Annotated in this window: 21 protein-coding genes; 9 read left to right on the forward strand and 12 right to left on the reverse strand. The window is 63.0% G+C overall.

The genetic code is table 11. The features are described 5' to 3' along the window. Nucleotides 1–5: 5 nt before the first annotated feature. Nucleotides 6–905 (reverse strand): ParA family protein, encoded by a 900-nt coding sequence (locus tag ACZ881_RS21045; protein ID WP_024820433.1) that lies wholly within the window; start codon nucleotides 903–905, stop codon nucleotides 6–8. 252 nt (nucleotides 906–1157) lie between these two features. Further along, nucleotides 1158–2504 (reverse strand): cation:dicarboxylate symporter family transporter, encoded by a 1347-nt coding sequence (locus ACZ881_RS21050; protein WP_476117844.1) that lies wholly within the window; start codon nucleotides 2502–2504, stop codon nucleotides 1158–1160. Between the two features lie 139 nt (nucleotides 2505–2643). Here ACZ881_RS21050 and ACZ881_RS21055 point away from each other — a divergent pair, with 139 nt between their 5' ends. From ACZ881_RS21055 to ACZ881_RS21090, 8 genes are all read left to right on the forward strand, one after another. Next, complete coding sequence (locus ACZ881_RS21055) at nucleotides 2644–4290, forward strand: sensor histidine kinase (RefSeq protein WP_476117845.1); 1647 nt, start codon at nucleotides 2644–2646, stop codon at nucleotides 4288–4290. Continuing rightward, the gene (locus ACZ881_RS21060) at nucleotides 4287–5000 is read left to right on the forward strand and encodes a response regulator (RefSeq protein ID WP_091466581.1); all 714 of its coding nucleotides are present in this window, start codon (nucleotides 4287–4289) and stop codon (nucleotides 4998–5000) included. The genes ACZ881_RS21055 and ACZ881_RS21060 overlap by 4 nt, the downstream gene beginning before the upstream one ends. Before the next feature lie 57 nt (nucleotides 5001–5057). After that, nucleotides 5058–6713 (forward strand): helix-turn-helix transcriptional regulator, encoded by a 1656-nt coding sequence (locus tag ACZ881_RS21065; protein WP_476117846.1) that lies wholly within the window; start codon nucleotides 5058–5060, stop codon nucleotides 6711–6713. A 134-nt stretch (nucleotides 6714–6847) separates the two neighbouring features. Continuing rightward, the gene (locus ACZ881_RS21070) at nucleotides 6848–7933 is read left to right on the forward strand and encodes a class I SAM-dependent methyltransferase (RefSeq protein ID WP_476117847.1); all 1086 of its coding nucleotides are present in this window, start codon (nucleotides 6848–6850) and stop codon (nucleotides 7931–7933) included. Nucleotides 7934–8002: 69 nt separating this feature from the next. Beyond that, on the forward strand, nucleotides 8003–8644 hold the full coding sequence (locus tag ACZ881_RS21075; protein ID WP_476117848.1) for a GntR family transcriptional regulator: 642 nt from the start codon (nucleotides 8003–8005) through the stop codon (nucleotides 8642–8644). A 26-nt stretch (nucleotides 8645–8670) separates the two neighbouring features. Next, entirely contained in the window at nucleotides 8671–10191 is a 1521-nt protein-coding gene (locus ACZ881_RS21080; protein ID WP_476117849.1) for an MmgE/PrpD family protein, read from the forward strand. 1 nt (nucleotide 10192) lies between these two features. Beyond that, nucleotides 10193–11098: a methylisocitrate lyase gene (gene prpB, locus ACZ881_RS21085; protein ID WP_476117850.1), complete on the forward strand. Its 906-nt coding sequence runs from the start codon at nucleotides 10193–10195 to the stop codon at nucleotides 11096–11098. A 76-nt stretch (nucleotides 11099–11174) separates the two neighbouring features. Continuing rightward, entirely contained in the window at nucleotides 11175–12314 is a 1140-nt protein-coding gene (locus ACZ881_RS21090; RefSeq protein WP_476117851.1) for a bifunctional 2-methylcitrate synthase/citrate synthase, read from the forward strand. A gap of 85 nt (nucleotides 12315–12399) precedes the next feature. On the opposite strand, the gene ACZ881_RS21095 is transcribed toward ACZ881_RS21090, so the two are convergent. Further along, complete coding sequence (locus ACZ881_RS21095) at nucleotides 12400–12897, reverse strand: 8-oxo-dGTP diphosphatase (protein ID WP_476117852.1); 498 nt, start codon at nucleotides 12895–12897, stop codon at nucleotides 12400–12402. 56 nt (nucleotides 12898–12953) lie between these two features. On the opposite strand from ACZ881_RS21095, the gene ACZ881_RS21100 reads away from it, so the two are divergent. Continuing rightward, entirely contained in the window at nucleotides 12954–13712 is a 759-nt protein-coding gene (locus ACZ881_RS21100) for a hypothetical protein (RefSeq protein WP_476117853.1), read from the forward strand. A 43-nt stretch (nucleotides 13713–13755) separates the two neighbouring features. On the opposite strand, the gene xerD is transcribed toward ACZ881_RS21100, so the two are convergent. The 9 genes from xerD to ACZ881_RS21145 all read right to left on the reverse strand — a co-directional run bounded on the left by xerD (nucleotide 13756) and on the right by ACZ881_RS21145 (nucleotide 24114). Beyond that, nucleotides 13756–14715: a site-specific tyrosine recombinase XerD gene (xerD, locus tag ACZ881_RS21105; protein ID WP_091466566.1), complete on the reverse strand. Its 960-nt coding sequence runs from the start codon at nucleotides 14713–14715 to the stop codon at nucleotides 13756–13758. A 2-nt stretch (nucleotides 14716–14717) separates the two neighbouring features. Further along, nucleotides 14718–15380 carry an NUDIX domain-containing protein gene (locus ACZ881_RS21110; RefSeq protein ID WP_091466564.1) on the reverse strand — a complete coding sequence of 221 codons (663 nt, stop codon included), beginning with the start codon at nucleotides 15378–15380 and terminating at the stop codon, nucleotides 14718–14720. A gap of 27 nt (nucleotides 15381–15407) precedes the next feature. Then, a complete protein-coding gene (locus tag ACZ881_RS21115) occupies nucleotides 15408–17153 on the reverse strand; it encodes a CTP synthase (RefSeq protein WP_091466563.1) in 1746 nt (581 codons plus the stop codon). Nucleotides 17154–17297: 144 nt separating this feature from the next. Next, nucleotides 17298–19037, reverse strand: a complete 1740-nt coding sequence (gene recN, locus ACZ881_RS21120) for a DNA repair protein RecN (protein ID WP_476117854.1) — start codon at nucleotides 19035–19037, stop codon at nucleotides 17298–17300. 3 nt (nucleotides 19038–19040) lie between these two features. Next, the gene (locus ACZ881_RS21125) at nucleotides 19041–20081 is read right to left on the reverse strand and encodes an NAD kinase (RefSeq protein WP_091466559.1); all 1041 of its coding nucleotides are present in this window, start codon (nucleotides 20079–20081) and stop codon (nucleotides 19041–19043) included. A 12-nt stretch (nucleotides 20082–20093) separates the two neighbouring features. After that, nucleotides 20094–20906 (reverse strand): TlyA family RNA methyltransferase, encoded by an 813-nt coding sequence (locus ACZ881_RS21130; protein ID WP_054809331.1) that lies wholly within the window; start codon nucleotides 20904–20906, stop codon nucleotides 20094–20096. Between the two features lie 3 nt (nucleotides 20907–20909). After that, nucleotides 20910–21194: a hypothetical protein gene (locus ACZ881_RS21135; protein WP_476117855.1), complete on the reverse strand. Its 285-nt coding sequence runs from the start codon at nucleotides 21192–21194 to the stop codon at nucleotides 20910–20912. Nucleotides 21195–21203: 9 nt separating this feature from the next. Further along, nucleotides 21204–22190 (reverse strand): HAD-IIA family hydrolase, encoded by a 987-nt coding sequence (locus ACZ881_RS21140; RefSeq protein WP_091466556.1) that lies wholly within the window; start codon nucleotides 22188–22190, stop codon nucleotides 21204–21206. Continuing rightward, a complete protein-coding gene (locus ACZ881_RS21145; protein WP_476117856.1) occupies nucleotides 22183–24114 on the reverse strand; it encodes a hypothetical protein in 1932 nt (643 codons plus the stop codon). The genes ACZ881_RS21140 and ACZ881_RS21145 overlap by 8 nt, the downstream gene beginning before the upstream one ends. Nucleotides 24115–24483 lie beyond the last annotated feature (369 nt).

The raw sequence follows: 24483 nt of genomic DNA on the forward strand, positions 1-24483 counted from the left end.
GTCCGCTAGGGCGCGCCGCCGCGCGAGATCAGTTCCTTGGCAAGGCGGCGATAAGCGTCAGCTCCGATGTGGTTGCCGGCGTAGCTGGTGATGGGCTCGGCGGCCACGGTGGCGTCTGCAAACTTAATCGAACGCTTGATGACAGTCTCAAAGACCTTGTCCCCGAACGCCTCCACCAGGCGCGAAATCACTTCACGGCTGTGCAGGGTGCGGGCGTCATACATGGTGGCCAGGACACCGTCCACCTGCAGCCGCGGGTTGAGGCGGTCCTGTACCTTCTCGATGGTCTCCACCAGGAGTGCGACGGCGCGCAAGGCGAAGAATTCACAGATCAGCGGGATGATAACGCCGTGGGCTGCAGTCAGCGCGTTTACTGTCAGCAAGCCCAGCGACGGCTGGCAGTCGATCAATACGACGTCGTAGTCATCTTCAACGCTTTTGAGTGCGCGGTCCAGGACTTGCTCACGGGCGACCTCGTTGACCAGCTGCACTTCGGCAGCAGAGAGATCAATGTTGGCGGGCAGGAGGTCAACGCCTTCAACACCGGTCTGCTGGATGGCATCGCGGATGTTCACTTTGCGGTCCATCAGGACGTTATAGACGGTGAGGTCGAGCTCGTGCGGGTTGGCCCCGAGGCCGGCGGACAGAGCGCCTTGCGGATCAAAATCCACCAACAGGACGCGACGGCCGTACTCGGCGAGCGCAGCCGCCAAGTTGATGGTGGAGGTGGTTTTACCCACGCCACCCTTTTGATTGACCATGGCGATGACTCTCGCCGGACCATGGGAGGCCAGTGGAGCAGGTTCCGGGAATTCGCGGTAAGGGCGGCCCGTGGGCCCCATGATGGCGTCTTCCAGATCGAGCTCGGTGCCTTCCAGCGTAGCTGTTCCCCGTTCGATGCTCACGTATCTAACCACTCTTTCGACGACGATCTTCCCTGCCGCTGCGCCCCCGGACGACAGCGCTGCTACCCCTTTAGGCTACAGCGCCCGACACGGTTATTTGGGGAACTTGACTTTGGCCGATTGTTGAGCCTTGACCCTCTAGTTGAGGTCGAAGGTTGAGGCGCGTGCCTGGGCTGCCGCGGGAACAGCGAAGGCCGGCACCTGGTGGGGTGCCGGCCTTCGCCAAACTATCTTGCGTTGACGCTGATCCTGCTAGACCGTGGCCTTCTCGCGGTTTTCAGCCTCGGGTGCAGCCTCTTCTTCGCCGCCGTGGGCGATCATGGTCTGCTCATCGAAGGGCTCGCTGCCGGAGAGGACACGCTCTACCTGGCCGTTGTCGATTTCCTTCACCCAGGTGCCGATGAGGACTGTGGCGACTGCGTTGCCGGTGAAGTTGGTCAATGCACGTGCCTCGGACATGAAGCGGTCGATTCCAACGATCATGCCCACGCCGCCCAAGAGCTCCGGCTTGTGTGCCTGGAGGCCGGCCGCAAGGGTGGCAAGTCCGGCACCCGTGACGCCTGCAGCACCCTTGGAAGCGATGATCATGAAGACCAGCAGGGAGATCTGCGCGCCGAGATCCAACGGCGTGCCCATGGCGTTGGCTACGAACAGCGATGCCATGGTCAGGTAGATGGCCGTGCCGTCCAGGTTGAAGGAGTAGCCGGTGGGAACCGTGACGCCAACAACCGGCTTGGAGACACCCAGGTGCTCCATCTTGGCGATAAGGCGGGGCAGGGCTGCCTCGGAGGAAGAGGTGGAGAAGATCAGGAGGTACTCGCGGGCCAGGTACTTCATGAGCTTGAAGATGTTCACGCCGGCCACTGCGCGGAGCAGCGTACCGAGGATGACCACGATGAACAGTGCGCACGTTACGTAGAAGGCAAGCATCAGGGTGAACATGCTGAGGATCGCCTGGGCGCCGGTGGCACCAACGACGGCGGCGATGGCACCGAATGCTCCAACCGGGGCCAGCCACATGATCATGATGAGGATGCGGAACACGAGGCGCTGTCCGTGACCGATGGCGGTGAGGATGGGTGCACCCTGCTTTCCCATCTTCTGCAGTGCGAAACCGACCAGGATGGCAGCCAGAAGGGTGGGCAGGACCGGGATGTCGCCGGGGATGATTCCCAGGAGGAAGTCCACTGTGCTGTTGGTATCGGCCTTCTTGGTGGGATCGTACGGGGTCAGCTTGAGCCCCTCGCCCGGGTGGATCAGGTTGCCCACCACCAAGCCGATGGCGAGGGCAAACGTGGACATTGCCACGAAGTAGCCCAGGGCGAGTCCCCCGACCTTGCCAACGGTTGCGGCTTTGGCGATGGAGCCGATGCCCAGGACGATGGTGCAGAAGATGACCGGGGCAATCATCATCTTGATGAGCTTGATGAAGCCGTCACCGAGCGGCTTGAGGGACTTGCCAACCTCGGGGAACATCAGGCCGACCACGGCGCCGAGCACTACGGCCAGGATGACCGCGATGTACAGGTAGTGCGACTTGTCGAGCCCCTTGCGTCCACCTTTGGCGGTTACTGCCGACTCTCCTCGTTGAGAGGTCATGGGATTCTCCTTCTGGATACTGTGTAAGGCGCTGCGGTCCTGCACTGATGTCCAATCCGCTGCCCTTGTGTGATATCCATCATTGAGCCGTTGGTGACACACATCACCGTTGCGGTCATATTGGTCATGGGAGGCCCACGTGTTTCACAGCTGGAGCATCGCCCGCCGCTTGTTCGTGGCGAACCTGTTGTTCGTCCTGGTCCTGACGGCGGTCTTCGGCGCGTTCTCCGTGGTGGAAGCCAGGGACAGGGCCTACGACGAAGCCGGCGGAAGGATGCAGGCGATCGCCACGTCCCTGGCCAACAATCCCCTTGTCCTGGAGGCCTCATCCACGGCAGATCCTTCAGCCATCCTCCAGCCCTACGCGCGGGAAGTCATGGACGACGCCGATGCTGATTTCATCACCATCATGGCTCCGGACAGAACACGCTGGACCCACCCCCGTACAGAGGAACTGGGCAAGCCATATATCGGGACGATTGAGCCGGCCCTCGGCGGTGAAACCTTCACCGAAGTTACTGCAGGAACCTTGGGCCCCTCGGTCCGAACCATCGCTCCCGTCAAGGACGCCGGTGGAAGCGTCAAAGCCCTGGTCGCTGCCGGCATCACGGTCCGCACAGTGGACACCGACGTTGCCGAGAGGCTGGGAGTGATTGGCGTCATCGCGTTGGTGGTCTTGTTCTTCGGATCAGTGGCCTCCTGGCTCTTGGGCCGCTATCTGCGCTCGGTCACAAGGGGATGGGGACCAGAGCAGCTGGCACAACTGTTCGCGTACTACGAGTCCGTCCTCCACTCCGTCCGCGAAGGCGTGATCCTGATTGACACCCACGGCAAGGCGGTGATGTACAACGACCAAGCCGCAGAGCTTCTGGGCCTGGAGCCGTCCGACGCCGACCGGTCCCCTGACGACGCCCCCAAACTCGCCGATCTTCCCTTCGATGGCAGCCTGCGGGCGCTTTTCGAATCGGGTAGGCCGGCACATGACGAAATCCATCTGACTGGTTCACGGATCCTGGTGGTCAACCAAGCCCCGGCAGTAGGCCCGGTGCCTGAGCGGAGCCGGCAGAAACCCGCCGTCTACGGAACGGTGGCCACTATCCGCGACCGGACCGAAATCGAATCCCTGGGCACGGAGCTCCAGACGATGAAGACCCTCTCCGATGCCCTTCGCGCCCAGACACATGAGCATGCAAACCGGCTCCATATGATCGTTTCCCTGTTGGAGTTGGGCCGCACGCCCCAGGCCTTGGACTTTGCCACCAAGGATCTTGAGCTCAGTCAGCAACTCACCGATGACATGGTGGCCTCCGTGGACGAGCCCGTGATGAGCGCCTTGGTGATGGGCAAGGCGGCGGAAGCCCACGAACGCGGGGTGGAGTTGGTAGTCAGGACCTCAGGGAGCTCCGGCGTGCGTGGCCTGGAGATCCAGGACCTGGTGACCATTCTCGGGAACCTGCTGGACAACGCGATTGACGCTGCCGCTGCCGGCGACTTTCCCCGGAAGGTGGAGCTGGACGTGGAAGCCGGACCTGCCGCCGTCGAATTTACGGTGCGTGACTCCGGCAGCGGCATCAATCCGGGCTCCATCGATGACGTCCTGCAGTACGGCTTCAGCACCAAGTCTCCGGAAGGAAACCCGCAAGGTGCCCATGGTCGGGGCGTTGGCCTGGCCTTGGTCCGTCAGGCTGTGGAGCGGCTCAACGGTACGATGACCATCAGCAATCCCGGCGGAGCACAGTTCCACGTCATGCTCCCCGCGCCGGTTCCCGAGGAAGAGAAGGCATGACAGAGATCCGTGTCCTGGTGGTGGAGGACGAGCCAATAGCCTCGGACGCCCACTCTGTCTACATTGGCCGCTTGGACGGCTTCACTTTGGTGGGGACGGCACCCGATGGCCAGTCGGCATTGCGCATCCTCGGAGAATTTGCGGCGTCCGGCTCCCCCGTGGACCTCGTCCTGCTGGACATGAACCTCCCTGACCTCCACGGCCTGGACGTGGCCCGGCGGATGCGTTCCGCGGGAGTCTTTGCCGACATCATCGCCATCACTGCCGTCCGTGAACTGAACATCGTCCGCAGCGCCGTGTCCATCGGCGTCGTGCAGTACCTCATCAAACCCTTCACGTACGCCACCTTTGCCGACAAGCTCAGCAGCTACCGGACCTTCCGCGAACAGTTGGCGGGCTCGATGTCCGGCATTTCCAAAGCAGGGGCCTCGCAGAGTGACGTCGACCAGGCGTTCGCGAGCCTTCGCGCACCCACGGAACTGCCGCTGCCCAAGGGACTCTCCGGGTCAACGCTGGAGTCAGTGAAGGACCTGGTGAGGGCGGGGCAGCGGCCGGTGTCCGCAAGTGAGGTCATGGACGCACTGGGGATGTCCCGAGTGACCGCCCGCCGCTATCTGGAATACCTTGCCGACGCCGGAACGGTCACCCGGGCGCCCAGGTATGGCACTCCTGGCCGGCCGGAGAACGAGTACGGCTGGAACCGGGCCTAGGGATCCTCCCGTTACCTGTACCTCCGCAGTAAGCTGGTGGCGACCCATGGAGGGCCCATGTCCGCACAGCCGCCGCTCCGACAACCAGAATCACCAGCGCCACCGCAGCTGATGGAAGCCCGCGAGGCGTACGCCCGTGGAGAGTGGGATGCTGCGCTTCGGACCATGGAGAGTGCCGGTGAAGAATCTCCGCTGAGCCTGGAGGACCTGGAAATCCTGGCGCGCTCCAAATGGTGGCTCGGCGACGTTCAGGGTTCCATGGCATTATCCGAGGAAGTATTTCGCGGATTGGTCGCCCGTACACAGTTCCAGGCCGCCGCTAAGGCTGCGCTGACCTTGTCCTTGCAGTGGGGTGTCCGCGGGAACATCGCTGTGTCATCGGCATGGCTGAACCGGGCGCGACGACTCTTGGACAGGCTTCCCGAGTCTCCGGAACACGGATATTTGCTGTATCTGGAGGGCAACGACGCAATCTACCTCGAAGGTGATGCGGACTCTGCCTTTGCTGCTTCCCTCCAGCTGACCGCCATGAATCGTAGGCAGAAAGCTCCCGAGCTGGAGAGTTTCGCGCTCATGTTGTCGGGTCTCGCCGCCGTCCGGAGAGGCCAGGCAGCCCGCGGCTTCGAGGACCTGGATCAAGCACTGCTTCCCGTCATGGCCGGCAAGGTCCCGGCGGAGTGGGGTGGCGATATCTACTGCTCCGTCATCCACCTCTGCTACGAACTGGCCGACTACTCGCGCATGAGGTGGTGGACTGACGCTTTGGCCGCATGGTGCGCCAGCCTTTCCACGTCCTTCATGTACTCGGGGATCGTCCGGGTCCATGAACTGCAGCTGATCAGTGCCGAAGGTGGCTGGAAGCAGGCAGAGGCGGAACTGGCGCACCTCGGCGAGCGTCTTCGGAATGCCCAGACTTGGATCGCGGCCGACTGTTTCAACGAACTGGGCGATATTCGCCGACGGCAGGGAAACAGATCCGGCGCCGCGGCCGCGTATGCCATGGCGCGTGGACTCGGCGTTGATGCCCAGCCCGGCTCGGCCTTGCTTCTTGCTGATGCCGGAAAGGACGAGGAAGCGCTCACGGATCTCCGCGCCGCGTTGGCAGACCGCGGGCGCCTTGGACGGGCCTGGTTGCTGCTGCCGCTCGTGGAGTTGCTTGCACCCCGGGACGCTGACAGTGCTGAGGTGTTTTGCAGCGAGCTGGAAGGAACTGCTGCCCATTACGGGACAACGGGATTGATTGCGTGGGCGCATCATGCCAGGGGCGCTTTGTTGATGGCCCAAGGCCGCTGGCTCCAGTCGCTGCCCGAGTTCGAAGCGGCTGCACTGGGCTACCGTTCCCAGCATTTACGTTTTGAGCTGGCACGGATCCATGAGCGAATATCGTCAGTCCGGGCGGCGCTGGGCGAGGCCGGTGCGGCCGACGCGGAACGCGCCACCGCTGCCGCCATCCGTACACAGCTAGGAGCTGCACCGTTCTCCTTGCCAAATGTTGATGACGCCCTGGGTGGGCTGACGGCCAGGGAAATGGAAGTACTGGGCTGCGTGTTGTCCGGCTCAAGCAACAGGCAGATAGCTCAGACCCTCACCATCTCCGAGAAAACAGCCAGCCGTCACCTGGCGAACATCTTCACCAAGATCGGCGTTAACTCCAGGACCGCTGCGGCCGCTTGGGCGCGTCATCACGGAATGGCAGAGCACCACCGGACTTGAGCCTGCATGATTTGACCCATGGTGCGCCAAAAGATGCAGGTTTTCGCGGACGCGCTGCAAGGCCCCGCGGCCTTACCTTGAAGTTACGGATAACGGGCCGTGCAGGCCGGCCCCCGCATTGTTAAGGACCCGCGATGAACAGCACCCAGGCCGGGCAACGGGAAGCTTCCACGGCGGCGGAAGCCGTCCAGCAGGCCACGGGACGATTGATCGGAATCCTCAACGATTCTTCCATCGCCCTCTTGGTGGTTGTAGGCCACCAAACTGGCCTTTTCAAGACATTGTCGGCCCTCCCTGCGGCCTCTTCCAGCCTTATTGCCGATGCGTCGGGCCTCAATGAGCGCTACGTCAGGGAATGGCTGGGCGGCATGACCTCGGCTGGCTTCGTGGACTTCCAACCGGACAGTGGAACGTATCTCCTGCGCCCGGAATTCGTTCCTGTCGTATCAGGTGCAGGTACCGAGAATCTCGCGCGAACACTGCAGTACGTGCCGCTCATGGGCGAGGTGGCCCCGAAGATCGTCCACGCGTTCCGGACGGGCGGCGGAACAAGCTACGAGGATTACCCGCGATTCCATCACATCATGGCTTCTGAAAGCGCTGCAGTGAACGATGCATCACTCCTGGAGACCATTCTTCCCCTGACAGATTGTCTGGAGGCGCTGCGCAGCGGTATCTCCGTCGCTGACATCGGATGCGGCGAGGGCCATGCCTTGAACCTGTTGGGGTCCACCTTCCCTGCCAGCACTTTTACCGGCTACGACTTCTCCGCCGAAGCATTGGCAACCGCCGCTGCCGAGGCCTCAGGCCTGGGACTTTCCAACGTCCGATTCGAGCTTCAGGATGTGAGCCGGTTGGACATCTCCGAGGCGTTCGACTTGGTGACAGCGTTCGACGCCATCCACGATCAAGCCCACCCGGCTCAGGTGCTGAAGAACATCCATGCCGCGCTTCAGCCCGGGGGCACCTTCCTGATGGTGGACATCAATGCTTCAAGCCGGTTGGAGGAGAACTTGGACCTCCCGTGGGCCGCCTTCCTGTACACCATTTCCACATTCCACTGCATGGCTGTTTCCTTGGGGCAAGGCGGCGATGGCCTGGGCACGGTATGGGGGAAGGAGCGGGCCACGGACATGCTCCGTGAAGCGGGTTTCCGGACCTTGGAGGTGAAGGAATTGGAGGAGGACCCGTTCAATGCGTACTTCATCGCCCGCGCGTGAATGTATACATTGTGGGAATTTTACCCCTAAATAGTGCTGTAATTGACGATTCGTGTATACAATGAGGGCATGCGTGCTAGTGATCGGGCTTACTCTTCCCTTCGGGAAGACATCATTGAGTGGCGCCTGCGGCCGGGTACTGTTTTGGCGGAAGTGGAGCAGTCCGAACGTCTCGGGGTGTCCCGGACGCCGGTCCGGGAGGCGCTGGGCCGGCTCACCGCGGAGGGATTGACGACGGCGGCAGGCGGCCGCGGCGTCGTCGTTACCGATATCTCGCTGGAGAGCATCGACGAGTTGTTCGAGTTGCGCGAAACCCTTGAAGTCAGGGCCGCGGCGTTGGCTGCCCAGCGCGGGGAACCCGGGATCTTCGCCGAGTTGCATACCCAGCTGCTGCTGGCCCCTGAACTGCTCCGCGATACCGATCCCGTACGCCACGATTACTACGCCCTGGTGAGTCGGCTGGATGACGCCATCGACGTTGCGGTCTCCAATTCCTACCTGGCCCAGGCGATGCGGAGCCTGCGCGTCCATTTGGTCCGGGTCCGCCGCCTGGCCGCCGATGACACTGCCCGGCTCCACGCGGCAGCCGCCGAGCACGCCGCGATTGCTGAGGCCATCGCCGCAGGCAACCCCCGGCTGGCCGAGGCCGCCACCACAGTCCACCTGCACCGCAGCCTCACCCACGTCAAAGCCACCCACACCCCTGCTTAGCCAAACGCCTCACGAGAAGGAGCACCATGGTGAAGAACCATCACGTCCGCGTCTACAAGTCCGAAGAGAACCTCCCCCGCGAGGAGCAGTTGGCGCACAAGATCGCCGTGGTCGCCGCCGACCCCGTCGAAGTCACCCCCGAGGTCACTGACATGGTGATCAACCGGATCATCGATAACGCCTCGGTGGCCATCGCCTCGTTGAACCGGGCACCGATTGTCGCGGCCCGCGCGCAGGCACTGACCCACGCACCTTCGGCCAACGGCAAGGGCGCTGCAGTGTTCGGCATCGAAGAGCAGGTCTCCGCCGAGTGGGCCGCCTGGGCCAACGGTGTGGCCGTGCGTGAACTGGACTACCACGACACGTTCCTGGCCGCGGACTACTCCCACCCCGGCGACAATATCCCGCCGATCCTGGCCGTCGCCCAGCACGTGGGTTCCAACGGTGCCGACTTGGTCCGGGCCATCGCCACCGGCTATGAGATCCAGGTAAACCTGGTCAAAGCGATCTGCCTGCACAAGCACAAGATCGACCACGTGGCCCACCTTGGCCCGTCCGCTGCGGCCGGCATCGGCACATTGTTGGGGTTGGATGTTGAGACGATCTTCCAGTCCGTGGGCCAGGCCCTCCACACCACCACCGCCACCCGGCAGTCCCGTAAGGGTGAAATCTCCACCTGGAAGGCCCACGCCCCGGCCTTCGCAGGCAAAATGGCCGTCGAAGCCGTGGACCGCTCCATGCGCGGCCAGACCTCACCCGTGCCGATCTACGAAGGCGAAGACGGCGTCATCGCCTGGATGCTCGACGGCCCCGATGCCTCCTACGAGGTCCCGTTGCCGCTGCCCGGTGAAGCCAAGCGCGCCATCCTGGACACCTACACCAAGGAACACTCCGCCGAGTACCAGGCCCAGGCGTGGATCGACCTCGCCCGCAAACTCCACAAAGAGCACCCCGAAACCACGGACCCGGCCAACGTGGCCTCCGTTCTGATCAAGACCAGCCACCACACCCACTACGTGATCGGCTCCGGCGCGAACGATCCCCAGAAGTACTCCCCCACCGCGTCCCGCGAAACACTGGACCACTCCATCCCGTACATCTTCACCGTCGCGTTGCAGGACGGTGCGTGGCACCACGTGGACTCCTACGCCTCCGAACGCGCCGCCCGTCCGGACACCGTGGAACTTTGGCACAAGGTCACCACCGTCGAAGACCCGGAGTGGACCCGCCGGTACCACTCCCTGGACATCGCGGAGAAGGCCTTCGGCGGCTCCGTGGAAATCACCCTCACGGATGGGTCTGTTATCACGGACGAGATCGCCGTCGCCGACGCCCACCCGCTCGGTGCCCGGCCGTTCGCCCGCGAGCAATACATCAACAAGTTCCGCACCCTCGCTGCCGGTCTCGTCGAGGAAGCCGAAATCGAAAGGTTCCTCACCGCCGTCGAACGCGTCACCGAACTCGGCGCCGGCGAACTGGGTCAGCTGAACATCACTGCCGCGCCCGGCGTGATCGACCTCAGCAACGCGCCCAAGGGACTGTTCTAAAATGCTGTACTCCAAAGTCACGCCCGAACAGAAACGCGTCAAGCTGCAGGAGCTGCTGGCCTCCGGAACTGTGCAGCAGTTCCCGGGCGCGTTCAACCCGCTCTCGGCCCGGCTGATCGAGGAAAAAGGCTTCGCCGGCGTCTACATCTCCGGCGCCGTCCTGGCCAACGACCTCGGCCTGCCCGACATTGGCCTCACCACCCTCACCGAGGTGGCCACCCGGGCCGGGCAGATCGCCCGCATGACGGACCTGCCCTCCCTGGTGGACGCGGACACAGGCTTCGGTGAACCCATGAACGTGGCCCGCACCATCCAGGAACTCGAGAACGCGGGCCTGGCCGGCTGCCACATCGAGGACCAGTTCAACCCCAAACGCTGCGGACACCTGGACGGCAAGAACGTGGTGGACATCGACACCGCCACCAAGCGCATCCGCGCCGCGGCAGATGCCCGACGCGACCCGAACTTCCTCATCATGGCCCGCACCGACATCCGCGCCACAGATGGAATCCAAGCTGCGCAGGACCGCGCCAAAGCACTCGTGGATGCCGGCGCCGACGCGATCTTCCCCGAAGCCATGCATGACTTGAGCGAGTTCCAAGCCATCCGCGACGCCGTGGACGTGCCCATCCTGGCCAACATGACCGAATTCGGCAAAAGCGAACTCTTCACCGTCGAGCAGCTCCAAGGTGTCGGCGTGAACATGGTCATCTACCCCGTCACCCTCCTCCGCATTGCCATGGGCGCTGCAGAGCGTACTCTGGAATCGATTAAGGCTGCGGGGACCCAAGAAGCGCAAGTGGAAAACATGCTCACGCGTGCGCGCCTCTACGAACTCGTCGACTACGAGGCATACAACCAATTCGATACCGGCGTTTTCAACTTCCAGGTACCTGGCGTCCGCTAGGTTCCGGATTCATCAAGGGGAACGCAGGCACTCTGGCCTACTCGGAGCGCCTGCACTATGAACGAAGGAGTTCAGCATGGCTGCTGAAGACATCAAAAAAGGCCTTGCCGGCGTCGTGGTGGACTACACCGCGGTCTCAAAGGTCAACCCGGACACCAACTCGCTGCTGTACCGCGGGTATCCGGTCCAGGAACTGGCCGCTAAATGCAGCTTCGAAGAAGTCGCCTACCTGCTGTGGAACGGCGAACTGCCCAACGAAACAGAGCTCTCGGAATTCACGGCCCGCGAGCGCGCAGGACGTGCTCTGGACCCCGTGGTGAAGTCAGTGGTGGATACACTGCCCAGCACGGCGCACCCTATGGACGTGTGCCGCACGGCAGCGTCGGTGCTGGGCGCCAGGCACCAGCTGGCGGAGGATTCCTCACCTGAAGCGAACATGAAGAAGGCGATTGATCTCTGGGCCGCCATGCCCGCCGTCGTGGCCTATGACCAGCGCCGCCGTCGCGGACAGGAACCCGTTGAACCGCGTGAGGACCTGGACTACTCGGCCAACTTCTTGTGGATGACGTTCGGCGAAGAACAGGTTCCGGAGGTGGTGGAGGCGTTCAACGTCTCCATGATCCTGTACGCCGAGCACTCCTTCAACGCCTCCACCTTCACCGCCCGCGTGGTCACCTCCACGCTCGCTGACCTGCACTCGGCGGTTACCGCCGCGATCGGCGCCCTCAAGGGTCCACTGCACGGCGGAGCGAACGAGGCCGTGATGCACACCTTCGATGAGATCGGCATCCGCAGCGAAGAGTCCCTCGAGGAAGCCGCCACCCGGGCCCGGGCCTGGATGGAAGACGCCCTGGCCCAGAAGAAGAAGGTCATGGGCTTCGGACACCGCGTCTACAAACACGGCGACTCCCGCGTGCCCACCATGAAAGCCGCCCTGGACAAGATGATCGCCCACTACGGCAGGCCTGAGCTCCTGGGCCTCTATAACGGACTCGAGCAGGCCATGGACGAGGCCAAAGCCATCAAGCCCAACCTCGACTACCCGGCCGGGCCCACCTACCACTTGATGGGCTTCGACACCCAGACGTTCACCCCATTGTTCGTCGCCAGCCGCATCACCGGCTGGACCGCCCACATCATGGAACAGGTAGCATCCAACTCACTGATCCGTCCGCTGAGTGAATACAACGGGCCGGAAGAGCGGCACGTCCCCTAACGCGTCCCGAAATTTGGCGAACTCTACGACGACGGGCCGGTCACCGAAAGGTGACCGGCCCGTCGTCGTACTTGCTTCGGTACTGCTACCGCTGAGGATCCACCCAATCAATGGTGTGGACGTCGGCCACATTCTCGTTGTCTGCCGCCAAGGCCACCCTCACGGCGACGCGCTGGCCGGAAATCATGGCCGGCAGCCAGTGTTCCGCATCAGCCCACATCCGCTCTACTGGAAGTTGCGCCACGGGGAACCATTCAGGGGCGATCTCGTCGCTTTCCGATGGCTCCCCCTCCCACACGCGGGTCAGGAACACGGTGGTGGCCATGTTCCACTCCGGCCTCGCAGGGAAAACGAAATCAACTGTGCCCGCCGGAATCAGGTCCTTTGCGTGCACCACCACGTTGATCTCTTCCATGACCTCACGGCACGCAGCCTGTGAGGCGGTCTCCCCCAACTCAACGTGCCCGCCGACGCCCACCACCTTGCCCCGACCGAAACCTGTCTTCTTGGTCCCGAGCAGGACATGTTCTCCGTCCGCGCCGTCGCGGAGGAGGAAGCACAAAGTCACATGGGCTGCAGTCATGCTGCCTACCTTAACCTGATCTCCCCTGCCGCTGCCGCCATTGCTACAGTGAGCCCATGACTGAAGGTGGGGGCAACCGGCAAGCCCAGGTGGCAGCCGTCGAAAGCGTTGGCGAACCGCCGCCCAACGACGGTTCGGGTGCAGGAGAAACAGTCCCCAAGGCTAAAGCCGAACGGGACGCCTGGTTGCCCCGCTGGCTCGTGGCACACCCGCTCTATGCAGGGTGGGCCTGGACGGTGGTTTGGGCAGGACTGATCGTTTTGGACGAAGTGGCGGACCTGGCCGGATGGACCTGGTACCTGCTGGTCCTCGTGGCCGCACTGCCCACCTTGATCTCTACGCTGGTGGTGCTGCATGCCACGCCGCGAAGCCACCTCAGGGCAGTCGACGCAACCGTCTTGGGCCACTTCTTCGTCCGGTTCCTTGCACTGGTGGCAGCCTTCATGGTGTGGGCAGCCTCAGTGGTGATGAGTGCTTCCATCTCCACCACCATCCAGTCCGTGATTGGCGATTCCGAAAAGGAAGTCACGGCTCTGGGTTTCAACCTCATGCTGGCAGCAGTTCCGCTGGTGCTCTCCATCCTGTGGATGGCGTTCATCGTCCGCTGTGCGTGGTTCCTGCGGCGGCTGCGGGGCTGGCGTCAGATACCACTGAAGACACGCGTACCGAAGAAGTACCTCCGCGGACGCCCGCGGCTCAAGCGCGTGGTGGTAGGGCTGGCACACCCCGGCCTCTTGCTGGTAGCTGGCTTGGGGACCTCGCTGCTGGCATTGTTCGTGGACGCCGTGGAGCTGACGCTGAACGTCCTCGAGTAACCCGGGCGTTATCTTGGGGTCTGGATTTATCCCGGCGCCCTGGCTATCCGAGCGCCCTTGGATGCGCAGCTGCGTAGACCTCACGCAAAGTATCCGCGGTGACCAGCGTATAGACCTGGGTGGTGGTCACGGACGCGTGTCCCAGCAGCTCTTGAACCACCCTGACGTCCGCCCCACCTTCCAAGAGGTGGGTGGCGAAGGAATGGCGCAGCGTGTGTGGAGAGACATCTTTGGTGATATTCGCCTTCTCGGCGGCGGCCTTAAGGATGGTCCACGCACTCTGCCTGCTGATCCGGCCACCCCGGGCGTTGAGGAACAGCGCCGGGGAGCCCTTGCCCTTGGACGCCAGCAACGGCCTGCCGCGAACAACATAGGCCCCGACGGCGCGGGCACCGTAAGAGCCCAAGGGCACCAGGCGTTCCTTGGAACCTTTGCCGAACAGCCGCACGATGGCAGGGTCACCGCCGGTGTCTTCGAGGGAGACGTCATCGACGTCCAACCCCACGGCCTCGCTGATGCGGGCTCCCGTGGAGTAAAGGAATTCAAGCAATGCGCGGTCTCGCAGACCGGTGGCACTGTCTGAGCCGGCAGCTTCCAGAATGCGCGTCACTTCACCAACGCTGATGGCTTTTGGCAGCCGCTTGCCCGGCATTGGTGGGTGCACATCGCTGGCTGGGTCCGCCGTCGTGGTTCCTTCCAGCGCCCAAAACTTGTGGAGGCCACGCACAGCTACCACTGTGCGTGCAGCAGAGCGCACCCCCAGGGCGGCGGCGCCGTCCGAACCGTCGGACAAGGCCTGCACGAAGGCGGTCACGTGATGCCGTGTGATGTTTCCCGGCTGATCCACGCCTTGCGCAGCAAGGAAGTTCGAATACCGGGCGAGGTCCCTGCGGTACGCGGACAGCGTGTTCGCCGCCAAGCCGCGCTCCACCCCGACGTGCTGCAGATAGTCGGTTACTGCACGGTCAACGCCATTGACGGTTCGAGTGGCGGCCTCGGCCATGCTCAGCGCTGGCTCGGGTGAGCCGGCCAAGGCGCATTGGCTGGACGAAGGCTGGTGAAGCCATCAGCCTTCGCGGCAGCGGCAGCGAGGATCCCCAGCACTGCCGAGGGATTATGCAGCCGGCCTTCCAGCACTGCTTGCACGGCGTCTTCGAGCGGCACCCAGTGAAGTTCAATTTCAGCTTCTTCATCGGTGCGGACATGCCGGTCCGCCAAAGGTACGTCACTGAGGCCCCGTGCCAGGTAGATCCGGACTGCCTCGCTGGAGGAACCCGGCGAGTTAAAGAAGTCCACAAGGACGTTCCAGGTAGCCGCTACCAGGTCGGCTTCCTCCGCCAGTTCCCGGGCCGCGCCCACCACGAAGTCCTCGCCTTCAACGTCCAGCAGGCCGGCGGGGATCTCCCACAGATCCATGGCGACCGGATGCCGGTACTGCTTCAGCAACAGAATCTCACCGTCCACGTTCATGGGCAGCACCGCTACTGCGCCGGGGTGGTCGATGTAGTCACGAACCAGGGTGTCCGTGCCGTCGCTGAGTTGGAACGAGTCGCTGACGACGTCCCAAATGCGGCCTTCATATACCTTGCTGGTAGACAAAAGACGGCGCGGGCTCGGCATGTCCGAAACCTGCCTTGATGTGCGGGGGGTTTCAGAAATACCGGGCATCGCGCCGTCCTTCGTTAGTGCTTACGTTTACTTGGCAGCTACCGTGCGGGCACCGGTCTTGGTGGCCACGGGCGCACCTTCACGACGCTCCAAGGCAGCCTTGACCAAACCTGCGAACAGCGGGTGGGGGCGGGTGGGGCGGGAGCTGAGCTCCGGGTGCGCCTGCGTTGCCACGTAGTACGGGTGGACTTCGCGGGGAAGCTCCACATATTCCACGAGCTTGCCGTCCGGGGAAGTACCCGAGAACACCAGGCCCTCGGCAGCGATCTGGTCGCGGTACTTGTTGTTGACCTCGTAGCGGTGGCGGTGCCGTTCGCTGACAGTGGTGGTGCCGTAGGTCTCGGCAATGACCGAGCCTTCGTCCAGCTTGGCTTCGTAGAGGCCCAGGCGCATGGTGCCGCCGAGGTCTCCCTTGCCTTCCACGATGTCCAACTGTTCTTCCATGGTGGCAATAACCGGGTACTTCGAGTCGGGCTCGAACTCGCTGGAGGAAGCACCTTCAAGGCCAACCACGTTGCGGGCGTACTCGATCACCATGCACTGCAGGCCCAAGCACAAGCCCAGGACCGGGAGCTTGGTTTCGCGGGCGAACTTCAAAGCGCCAAGCTTGCCTTCGAGGCCACGGATACCGAAGCCGCCGGGAACGCAAATGGCGTCCACACCTGCCAAGGACTTGGTGGCACCTGCCAGGGTTTCGCACTCGTCCGAGGGGACCCAGCGGATTTTGACCTTGGCTTCGTTGGCAAAACCTCCGGCGCGGAGAGCCTCAGTGACCGAGAGGTAGGCGTCCGGGAGGTCGATGTACTTGCCCACAAGGGCAACCTCGACCTCGTGCTTGGGGTTGTGGACAGCTTCAAGCAGCTTGTCCCACTTGGTCCAGTCAACATCCTTGAACGGGAGATCCAACGCACGGACGATGTAGGAGTCCAAGCCCTGCGAGTGAAGGGTCTTGGGGATGTCGTAGATGCTGGGTGCGTCAGCGGCGTTGACCACTGCGTCGATGTCGACGTCGCACATGCGGCCGATCTTTTCGCGCATGGCATCGGGCACTTCGCGGTCCGAGCGGATCACGATGGCCTCAGGCTGGATGCCAATGGAGCGGAGGGCAGCCACGGAGTGCTGGGTGGGCTTGGTCTTCAGCTCCTGGGAAGGGCCGATGTACGGCACCAATGAAACGTGCAGGAAGAAGACGTTGTTGCGGCCCACATCCTGGCGGACCTGGCGTGCGGACTCAAGGAACGGCTGCGACTCGATGTCGCCCACCGTGCCACCGATTTCGGTGATGATGACGTCCGGAGCGTTTTTGCCTTCGGCAGGCAGGCGCATACGGCGCTTGATTTCATCCGTGATGTGGGGAATAACCTGAACGGTGTCTCCAAGGTATTCGCCACGACGTTCCTTGGCGATGACGGTGGAGTAGATCTGGCCCGTTGTGACGTTGGCCGAACCTTCAAGGTTCTCATCGAGGAAGCGTTCGTAGTGTCCGATGTCGAGATCGGTTTCGGCACCGTCGTCCGTCACGAATACTTCGCCGTGCTGGAAGGGGTTCATCGTGCCCGGATCCACGTTCAGATAGGGATCGAGCTTCTGCATAGTTACAGACAAACCACGTGCCCGCAGCAGGTGACCGAGGCTAGAAGCCGTCAGACCCTTACCGAGCGAGGACGCCACACCACCGGTGACGAAGATGTGTTTGGTCGTCTTGGACGAGCCCGGGAACCGGGAATTTACACGGGAATTTGATCGCTGCACCACGGAATTCGAGCTTATCATCAATTACGCCTTCCAAGCGTCTGTTCGGATTCCCCAAATGGTCAATAGTTGCTCACCACCGCATTCCAAGCAAGACCTGGGCGGGAAGAAGCGCACCAATGTGATTGTGCTCGCACTAGCCCGCGGCAGCTAACCCCGGCAACACTACGCGCGCTGCGGCAGGAGCTTCGCGTCGTCCAGCAATTCCTGGGCATGCGCCTGCGCGCTCTCGGAATCCTCTTGACCGGCCAACATGCGGGCAAGCTCCTTGACCCGCTCGTCGTCGCCAAGAAGCTGAACGTCACTGGACGTGAACCCCGTGGTTGTCTTCCCATCAGCGCCACGCACGGAAGTTTTCGTCACGCGGATATGTTGATCTGCGAAGGCCGCTACCTGTGGCAGGTGTGTGACCACAAGGACCTGGACGTGCCGGGCGAGCATGGCCAGCCTTCGTCCGATTTCGACGGCGGCACGCCCACCCACGCCGGCGTCCACTTCATCGAAGACGAACGTGGGGACGGGATCCACTGCGGCAAGAACTACCTCGATTGCCAACATGACCCTGGACAGTTCACCGCCGGAGGCACCCTTGCCCAGTGGCCTCGCCGGAGCACCGGAGTGAGGCCGGAGGAGGAAGGCGATCTCATCGGTGCCCCACGGCCCCAGCACGCCGCTGCCATCAACCTCGATGACCAACGTGGCGTCGGCCATGGCCAAGGCCTTCAGCTCGGCGCTGACCCGCGCTGAGAGGTCCTTGGCAGCTTTGAGGCGGGCTTTGGTGATGCCCGCGGCCAGCTTGCGCAGGGTTGCCTCCGCAGAACCCACTTCGGCGTCCAAGGCCTCGATACGGCTGGAGTCATCCTGCAACTCATCGAGGCGTGTCCTGGCCGCAGCAGCCCACTCAAGCACTTCGTCAATGCTGGGGGCGTACTTTCGGATCAGCTTGGCGAGGGCAGCGCGGCGTTCCTCGATTTCTGAGAGACGTTCGGGGCCTTCCGTGTCCAGCGCTGCCTGGTAACTGGACAACTCGGCGGCGATGTCATTGAGGAGGAAGCCGACCTCCGCCAGCCGCGTTGCTGCGGAACGAAGTTCCTCGTCGTGCTCCGCCACGTGCTCCAGTGTCCGTTTGGCGGCATCCACCATGGTCGTTGCGTCGCCGGCGTCTCCGAATTCTTCGGCAATGAGGGACTCATGGGCCGCAGCTGCCGCCAAACGCAGTTCTTCCACATTGGCCAGTTTCACGGCCTCGGCCTTGAGGGTTTCGTCTTCACCAGGCTGGGGATCCACCTCATCGATTTCCTTGAGGGCCGCGTCCAGGGATTCAGCCTCCCGCAAACGCTCGCGGGCTTCGCTGCGCAGTGTTTCGAGTTCGGACTGAATGGCCTTCCAGTGGTTGAACAGTTCCTGATACTCCCCCAGCGTCTTGGCGAGGGGTGCTCCGGCAAACCTGTCCAAGGCGTGCCGCTGTGCGGTGGCGCTCTTGAGCCGGATCTGGTCTGACTGGCCGTGGACCACCACCAGGCTCTCGCCCAATTCAGCCAACACACCCACCGGTGCCGCACGTCCGCCAACATAAGCCCGGCTACGCCCGTCGGCACCCACGGTGCGGGCCAGCAGGAGCTCAGCAACGCCGTCGAACTCTTCCGCCTCCCCGCCGGCCTCCTTGGCGCGTTCCACCGCACTGTGCGCTGGATCGAGCTTCAGCACAGCTTCCGCCGACGCAGATTTGGCGCCGCTCCGAACGGCGCCGGCATCCGAACGGGCACCAAGAAGAAGTCCGACGGCGGTCACCACCATGGTCTTGCCTGCACCGGTTTCGCCGGTGACGACGCTGAGGCCGGGGCCCAGCGGCAGGGCGGCGTCGGTTATGACGCCGAGGTCACGGATTCGGAGTTCTTCGAGCATGTTTCACTTCGCATTCGTGGGGTCTGATGGCTCACCGTGCCCCGGGTCCGGGGACGTACCGGAGTCCCGGGGGCTGGGCAACGGTGCCGGTGACAGTGTGCGGATGACAGGGATGGGTCCGGTGTGCACTTCGCCGCTCCGGGGCGCCGGGCCACGCCAGCCATGGATGGGAAGTTGGAACTTCCGGACAAGCCGGGCCGAGAACGGTGTCTTGTGCGTCCGGGCCAGCCGCACCGGGGTTGCCGAACGCGTTACTTCAACGCGTGCCCCAGGCGGCAGATCCACCGAACGACGGCCGTCGCACCAGAGGACCCCCACGGCGTCGGTACGGTTCATGATTTCGACCGCCAACTTGGAACGGGGCGACACCACCAAGGGCTTCGCAAAAAGTGCGTGTGCACTGATCGGGACGATGACCAAAGCCTCAACCTCAGGCCACACGACGGGGCCACCTGAAGAAAAAGCGTAGGCCGTGGAACCCGTGGGCGTCGCGAGGACAACACCATCACAGCCGAACGACGTCAAGGGACGCTCGTCAACTTCGGTGACAACTTCCAACATGCGTTCACGGTTGGCCTTCTCAATGGCAGCCTCGTTCAAAGCCCACGTATGCCAAATCTTCTGGCCCTTGACCCACACTTGGACATCGATGGTCATGCGTTCTTCCACCGTGTATTGACGGCTGGCTATCCACTCCACCGTTTGGGCCAGATCGGCGCGTTCACTTTCCGCGAGGAAACCCACGTGACCCAGGTTGACGCCCAGCAGCGGGACATCGACTTCACGGACCAGCTCAGCTGCGCGGAGTATGGTGCCATCGCCGCCCAGGACCATCACGAGTTCCACGTCCTCCAGATTGACGTGATCGTTGAGGATCTCGATGGGTGTATCGAGGGCACCAAAGAACCGTTCGATATCTGCAAGTTCGGACTTCTGCAGCACGGGAACCAGACCAGAGGCATGCAGTTGCGTACAGGCATCCCACGCTGCGCGGAGCGATTCCTCCCGCCCGGTGTGGGCAAGGACAAGTACACGCCTGCTCATCGAATCTGCTTTCTAGTGGTTCGGCCAGAGTTTCCTGATCAATGCAGCAACGTCCTCGTCCCGCTCTTCGATCTTAGGCAACACCGAGGACATCCTGCGCGTCATCCACAGGAAGTATTCAACATTTCCGTCCTGCCCGGGAAGCGGACTGGCTGCCAGGTCCTGAAGTTCAAGGCCTGCATCCACTGCTGCGCGGGCCACTTGGGCGACCGCCCGCCGTCGTTCATTCTCTGAGGACACCACGCCGGTTCGGCTCAGACGCTCCTTGCCAACCTCAAACTGCGGTTTGACCATAAGGACTAGATCGCCGCCCGGCTCGGTGCACTGCGCAAGCGGCCACAGGACCAGCGTCAACGAGATAAAGGACAAATCAGCCACCGTCAGCTGTGCCGGACCGCCGATCTGCTCCGCCGTCATATACCTGACGTTCAGGCCTTCGTGGACCTCCACCTTGGGATCCTCCCGGAGGTGCGTGACCAGCTGGCCGTGCCCCACGTCCACCGCCACTACTTCGGCGGCACCTTGCCGCAGCAGGACGTCAGTGAAACCGCCCGTGGAGGCACCGGCGTCGAGGCACCTCTTCCCGGAAACTACGACGGCGGGAAACGCCTTCAGCGCGCCGGCCAGCTTATGCCCGGCGCGGCTGACGTAGATGTCCTCCAGGTGGGACTCGACATCCAACCCGGTCGTAGCATCCACTTGGTGCGAGGCTTTGACGAGGACGTTGCCGCCCGAGCTGACCTTGCCGTCACTAATGAGCTTGGCGGCATGGGTACGGGACCTCGCCAGCCCGCGGGTGACGAGTTCCTGATCAAGTCTTGGCATACGTTAGCTGTCGCCTTCCGGGCGGAGATCGCTGGGGGTGCTTTTCGGGACTGCCGGAAGCCCGGGTTCGGCATCCAAGGCTTCCAACAAGCCGTCATGTATGCCCGCGTACAGGTCCCCATGGTCCGGCACGGGCAATCTATTCACGTCCTCCAGCGGGCCTAGTGCCCTGTCCACCAGCGGATCACCTGTGGGGTTTTCGGCGTCAGGCCACTGGACCGCGGGTCGCTCCGGTTCAGGATGTTCCGCCTCTGAGTGTTGAGGCTCTGAGTGTTGGGGCTCGGTCATCGCACCAGTCTAGTGATTTCGCCATTCCAGCTGCGGCGCCTGCGCCACGTCCGTGTCGGGAACCGCTGCCCACCATGCCGCGCACGCTGCGCGCCATGCATCGAGGTCACCCTCAAGGCCAGTCACCGTGACGGTCCCGTCCCCTGCAACTGCAGTGGCTGCACCGCAGCGGAACGTGCCGGCGTCGCTGACAACCTCCGGATACGGCGCATAAAGGCCTTCCAGGTCTGCCAGCAGGTAATCCGGACGTTCGTCAGTCCGCGCCGCAATGATGGTGTGGGTGGTGTCCACACCGGTGAGGACTGCCGCCGTCGCAAATCCTGCGCGGTTGCCACCCAGGATGTCCGTGTCCAAACGGTCGCCCACAACCAGCGGACGATCAGCATTTAGCCGTTTGGCTGCCGCGTGGAAAAGGGGCGCTTCGGGCTTGCCTGCCACCAACGGCGTCTTACCCGTGGCAGCCGCCACCGCAGCAACCAGCGTTCCATTACCCGGTGCCATGCCGCGGGCCTGCGGGATGGACATGTCCGTGTTGGTGGCAAACCACATGGCACCCCCGGCCACGACATATGATGCCTCCGCCAGATCCTTCCACCCAATCTCCGGGTTGAATCCCTGGACGACCGCAACCGGTGATTCGGCGGCGCTGTGCACCGGTTTGAGTCCTACCAGTTCGATCTCATGGGCCAATGCTGCGCTGCCAGTGATGAGGACATGCGCCCCCGCAGGCAGCATGGAAGCCAGAAGCTCCCCTGCCGCCTGGGAGGAACTAACCACTTGGTGGTCCTCAGCCGGTGCACCGAGCTCACGCAGATGCGCCGCGACCTGGGCAGGGGTGCGTGAGGCATTGTTTGTCACGTACCCCAGGCCGACGCCTACGGTTTCGAGACGCTGCAATGACTCCACAGCCCCGGGAATGGCGTGCGGTCCTGCATAAACCACTCCATCCAGATCCGAAAGGACAGCATCAAACGATGAGATCAGTGAATCAGCCATGCTGGGAGTCGGAGCCCTCGTTCTCGGTGTCTTCGTCTTTTGCTTCTACTTCTTCGTCCGCTGAATCGATGTCAGATTCAGCGTCATCGGATTCGAAGTAATCAGACTCGACATCATCAAGCTCAACGTCATCATGCTCAACATCAGCGGCTGCGGCCTCAACGATGACCGTCTCCGTTTCAGGCTTCACGACGTCGGCATCCGGGGCCGGCTTCTCGAAGCGCGGCTTACGCGCAGCTGCTTCTTCCTGCTCGTCCCAGCCCAGGTCCAGAATTTCGGGTTCAGCGAAGTCGCCCACGCCCAAAGCGTTCTCAGCCACGAGCGCCTGCCGGGCCCACTTGTCCGCTTCTTCGGTACGACCCACAGCACTCAGAGCTTCAGCGTATGCGCGGAAGAGGCGGGGGCTATATGAAAAGGCCCGGTTGATGTCCAGCTGCGGGATCTCAAGCTCGCTGACCGCAGCATCCAATTGCTTGAGGTCCGCACGTGCACCTGAGGCCACGATGGCAAGCTCAACCTTGCCAGGAGCGTCAAGATCCTGGGCTTCGGGAGAACGGACCATGTCAAGGGCGCGATCCGGACGTCCCAAGCCACGCTCGCAGTCAGCCATCACCGGCAAATGCACGTTGGAGCCACTGATGCGGCGGTACGTACGGAATTCGCGCAGTGCCTCACCGTAGTGGCCGGCAGCGTAAGCAGTAAGGCCAACCGCCTCACGCACGGCCGAGAGGCGCCCGCCGCGGCGGCTCGCGGCGAGGGCGTGCTGGAATGCGAGCTCCGGCTCAATGTCGATCAGGCGGCCAGCCATGACCAGGTGCTTCGCGACCCAGCCCGCGCTTTGCTCCTCGAGGGTCTTGATCTGGTGACCCGTGGCGCGGTCGAGTTCCTTGCCCGTGACGTCCTCGTCAATCTCAGGAGAGCGTTCGCGGTCAGGACGGTTGGCGCTGCGGATGTCCTTGGCGTTGGGGACCCGGGCCGGACGCTCTTCCCACGAACCGCCGCGGTCGTTGCGGTCACCGCCGAAGTTCCGCGGTCCGCGCTCGGGACGATCACCGAACGGCTTACGGTCACCACGATCGTTGTTGAAGGGGCGACGCTCACCATCGCGTGCTGGACGATCACCACGGTCACCGAAGGGCTTGCGGTCACCGCGGTCGTTGTTGAAGGGGCGACGGTCATCGTTATCGCGACGGGGCCCATCGAAATTACGCGGTCCGCGCTCGGAACGATCACCGAACGGCTTACGGTCACCGCGGTCATTGTTGAAGGGGCGACGCTCACCATCGCGAGCCGGACGATCACCGAACGGCTTACGGTCACCGCGGTCATTGTTGAAGGGGCGACGCTCACCATCGCGAGCCGGACGATCACCGAACGGCTTACGGTCACCGCGGTCATTGTTGAAGGGGCGACGCTCACCATCGCGAGCCGGACGATCACCGAACGAACGGCGTTCACCGTCTCGTGCCGGACGCTCGTTACGGTCACCGAACGGCTTACGGTCACGGTCGCCGCCGAAGGAGCGACGGTCATCGTTATCGCGACGGGGGCTATCGAAATTACGCGGTCCGCGCTCGGGACGATCACCGAACGGCTTACGGTCACCACGGTCATTGTTGAAGGGGCGACGCTCACCATCGCGAGCCGGACGATCGTTACGGTCACCGAACGGCTTGCGGTCACGGTCGCCGCCGAAGGAGCGACGCTCACCATCACGTGCCGGACGATCACCACGGTCATTGTTGAACGGGCGACGTTCACCATCGCGTGCCGGACGCTCGTTGCCGTCCCGGTTCTCCCTGGAACGGAAGCCACGGGGGTCTCCGCCGGAATTATTGTTGGCGCGGTACGAACCGCGGTCGTCCCGGTTCCCTCCGAAGTTTCCGCGATTGCCGCCGCGATTGCCGCCGTTGTGCTCAGCCATGGTGGATTCCTCCTGTTGCGAGCCGACCACTGGCGCGTGCGTAGTCGCTCATAACCCTTATTTCGTTGTCACGCCGCCGGCAGCACTCGTCTGCCGACTCGTATATCTAGTTCAATTCTATTCGACCCCGCCACAGCGACCGAACGCCGGAGCCACCTCCGGGGCGTCCCGTGGCAAGTCTCACATGCGCCGAACACCTGAAGCACCACATAGCAATAGCTGCGTTCGGGTGTGGGATTAGCCACCACTGGCAGTCAAATGAGTGCGAAGGGTGGTGGTTAAATGCGGGAGACCCCCCGACCCGTGTGGGTTGGGGGGTCTCTACCTAATGGTTGTCCGGCGGTGTCCTACTCTCCCACACCCTCCCGG

It is taken from the genome of Paenarthrobacter sp. TE3676, from assembly GCF_056279165.1.

Coding starts and splice junctions, on each gene's coding strand:
- ACZ881_RS21050 (WP_476117844.1), bottom strand. CDS start 2,504: ATGACCTCTCAACGAGGAGAGTCGGCAGTAACCGCCAAAGGTGGACGC.
- ACZ881_RS21060 (WP_091466581.1), top strand. CDS start 4,287: ATGACAGAGATCCGTGTCCTGGTGGTGGAGGACGAGCCAATAGCCTCG.
- ACZ881_RS21065 (WP_476117846.1), top strand. CDS start 5,058: ATGTCCGCACAGCCGCCGCTCCGACAACCAGAATCACCAGCGCCACCG.
- ACZ881_RS21070 (WP_476117847.1), top strand. CDS start 6,848: ATGAACAGCACCCAGGCCGGGCAACGGGAAGCTTCCACGGCGGCGGAA.
- ACZ881_RS21075 (WP_476117848.1), top strand. CDS start 8,003: ATGCGTGCTAGTGATCGGGCTTACTCTTCCCTTCGGGAAGACATCATT.
- ACZ881_RS21080 (WP_476117849.1), top strand. CDS start 8,671: ATGGTGAAGAACCATCACGTCCGCGTCTACAAGTCCGAAGAGAACCTC.
- prpB (WP_476117850.1), top strand. CDS start 10,193: ATGCTGTACTCCAAAGTCACGCCCGAACAGAAACGCGTCAAGCTGCAG.
- ACZ881_RS21090 (WP_476117851.1), top strand. CDS start 11,175: ATGGCTGCTGAAGACATCAAAAAAGGCCTTGCCGGCGTCGTGGTGGAC.
- ACZ881_RS21095 (WP_476117852.1), bottom strand. CDS start 12,897: ATGACTGCAGCCCATGTGACTTTGTGCTTCCTCCTCCGCGACGGCGCG.
- ACZ881_RS21100 (WP_476117853.1), top strand. CDS start 12,954: ATGACTGAAGGTGGGGGCAACCGGCAAGCCCAGGTGGCAGCCGTCGAA.
- xerD (WP_091466566.1), bottom strand. CDS start 14,715: ATGGCCGAGGCCGCCACTCGAACCGTCAATGGCGTTGACCGTGCAGTA.
- ACZ881_RS21110 (WP_091466564.1), bottom strand. CDS start 15,380: ATGCCCGGTATTTCTGAAACCCCCCGCACATCAAGGCAGGTTTCGGAC.
- ACZ881_RS21115 (WP_091466563.1), bottom strand. CDS start 17,153: ATGATAAGCTCGAATTCCGTGGTGCAGCGATCAAATTCCCGTGTAAAT.
- recN (WP_476117854.1), bottom strand. CDS start 19,037: ATGCTCGAAGAACTCCGAATCCGTGACCTCGGCGTCATAACCGACGCC.
- ACZ881_RS21125 (WP_091466559.1), bottom strand. CDS start 20,081: ATGAGCAGGCGTGTACTTGTCCTTGCCCACACCGGGCGGGAGGAATCG.
- ACZ881_RS21130 (WP_054809331.1), bottom strand. CDS start 20,906: ATGCCAAGACTTGATCAGGAACTCGTCACCCGCGGGCTGGCGAGGTCC.
- ACZ881_RS21135 (WP_476117855.1), bottom strand. CDS start 21,194: ATGACCGAGCCCCAACACTCAGAGCCTCAACACTCAGAGGCGGAACAT.
- ACZ881_RS21140 (WP_091466556.1), bottom strand. CDS start 22,190: ATGGCTGATTCACTGATCTCATCGTTTGATGCTGTCCTTTCGGATCTG.
- ACZ881_RS21145 (WP_476117856.1), bottom strand. CDS start 24,114: ATGGCTGAGCACAACGGCGGCAATCGCGGCGGCAATCGCGGAAACTTC.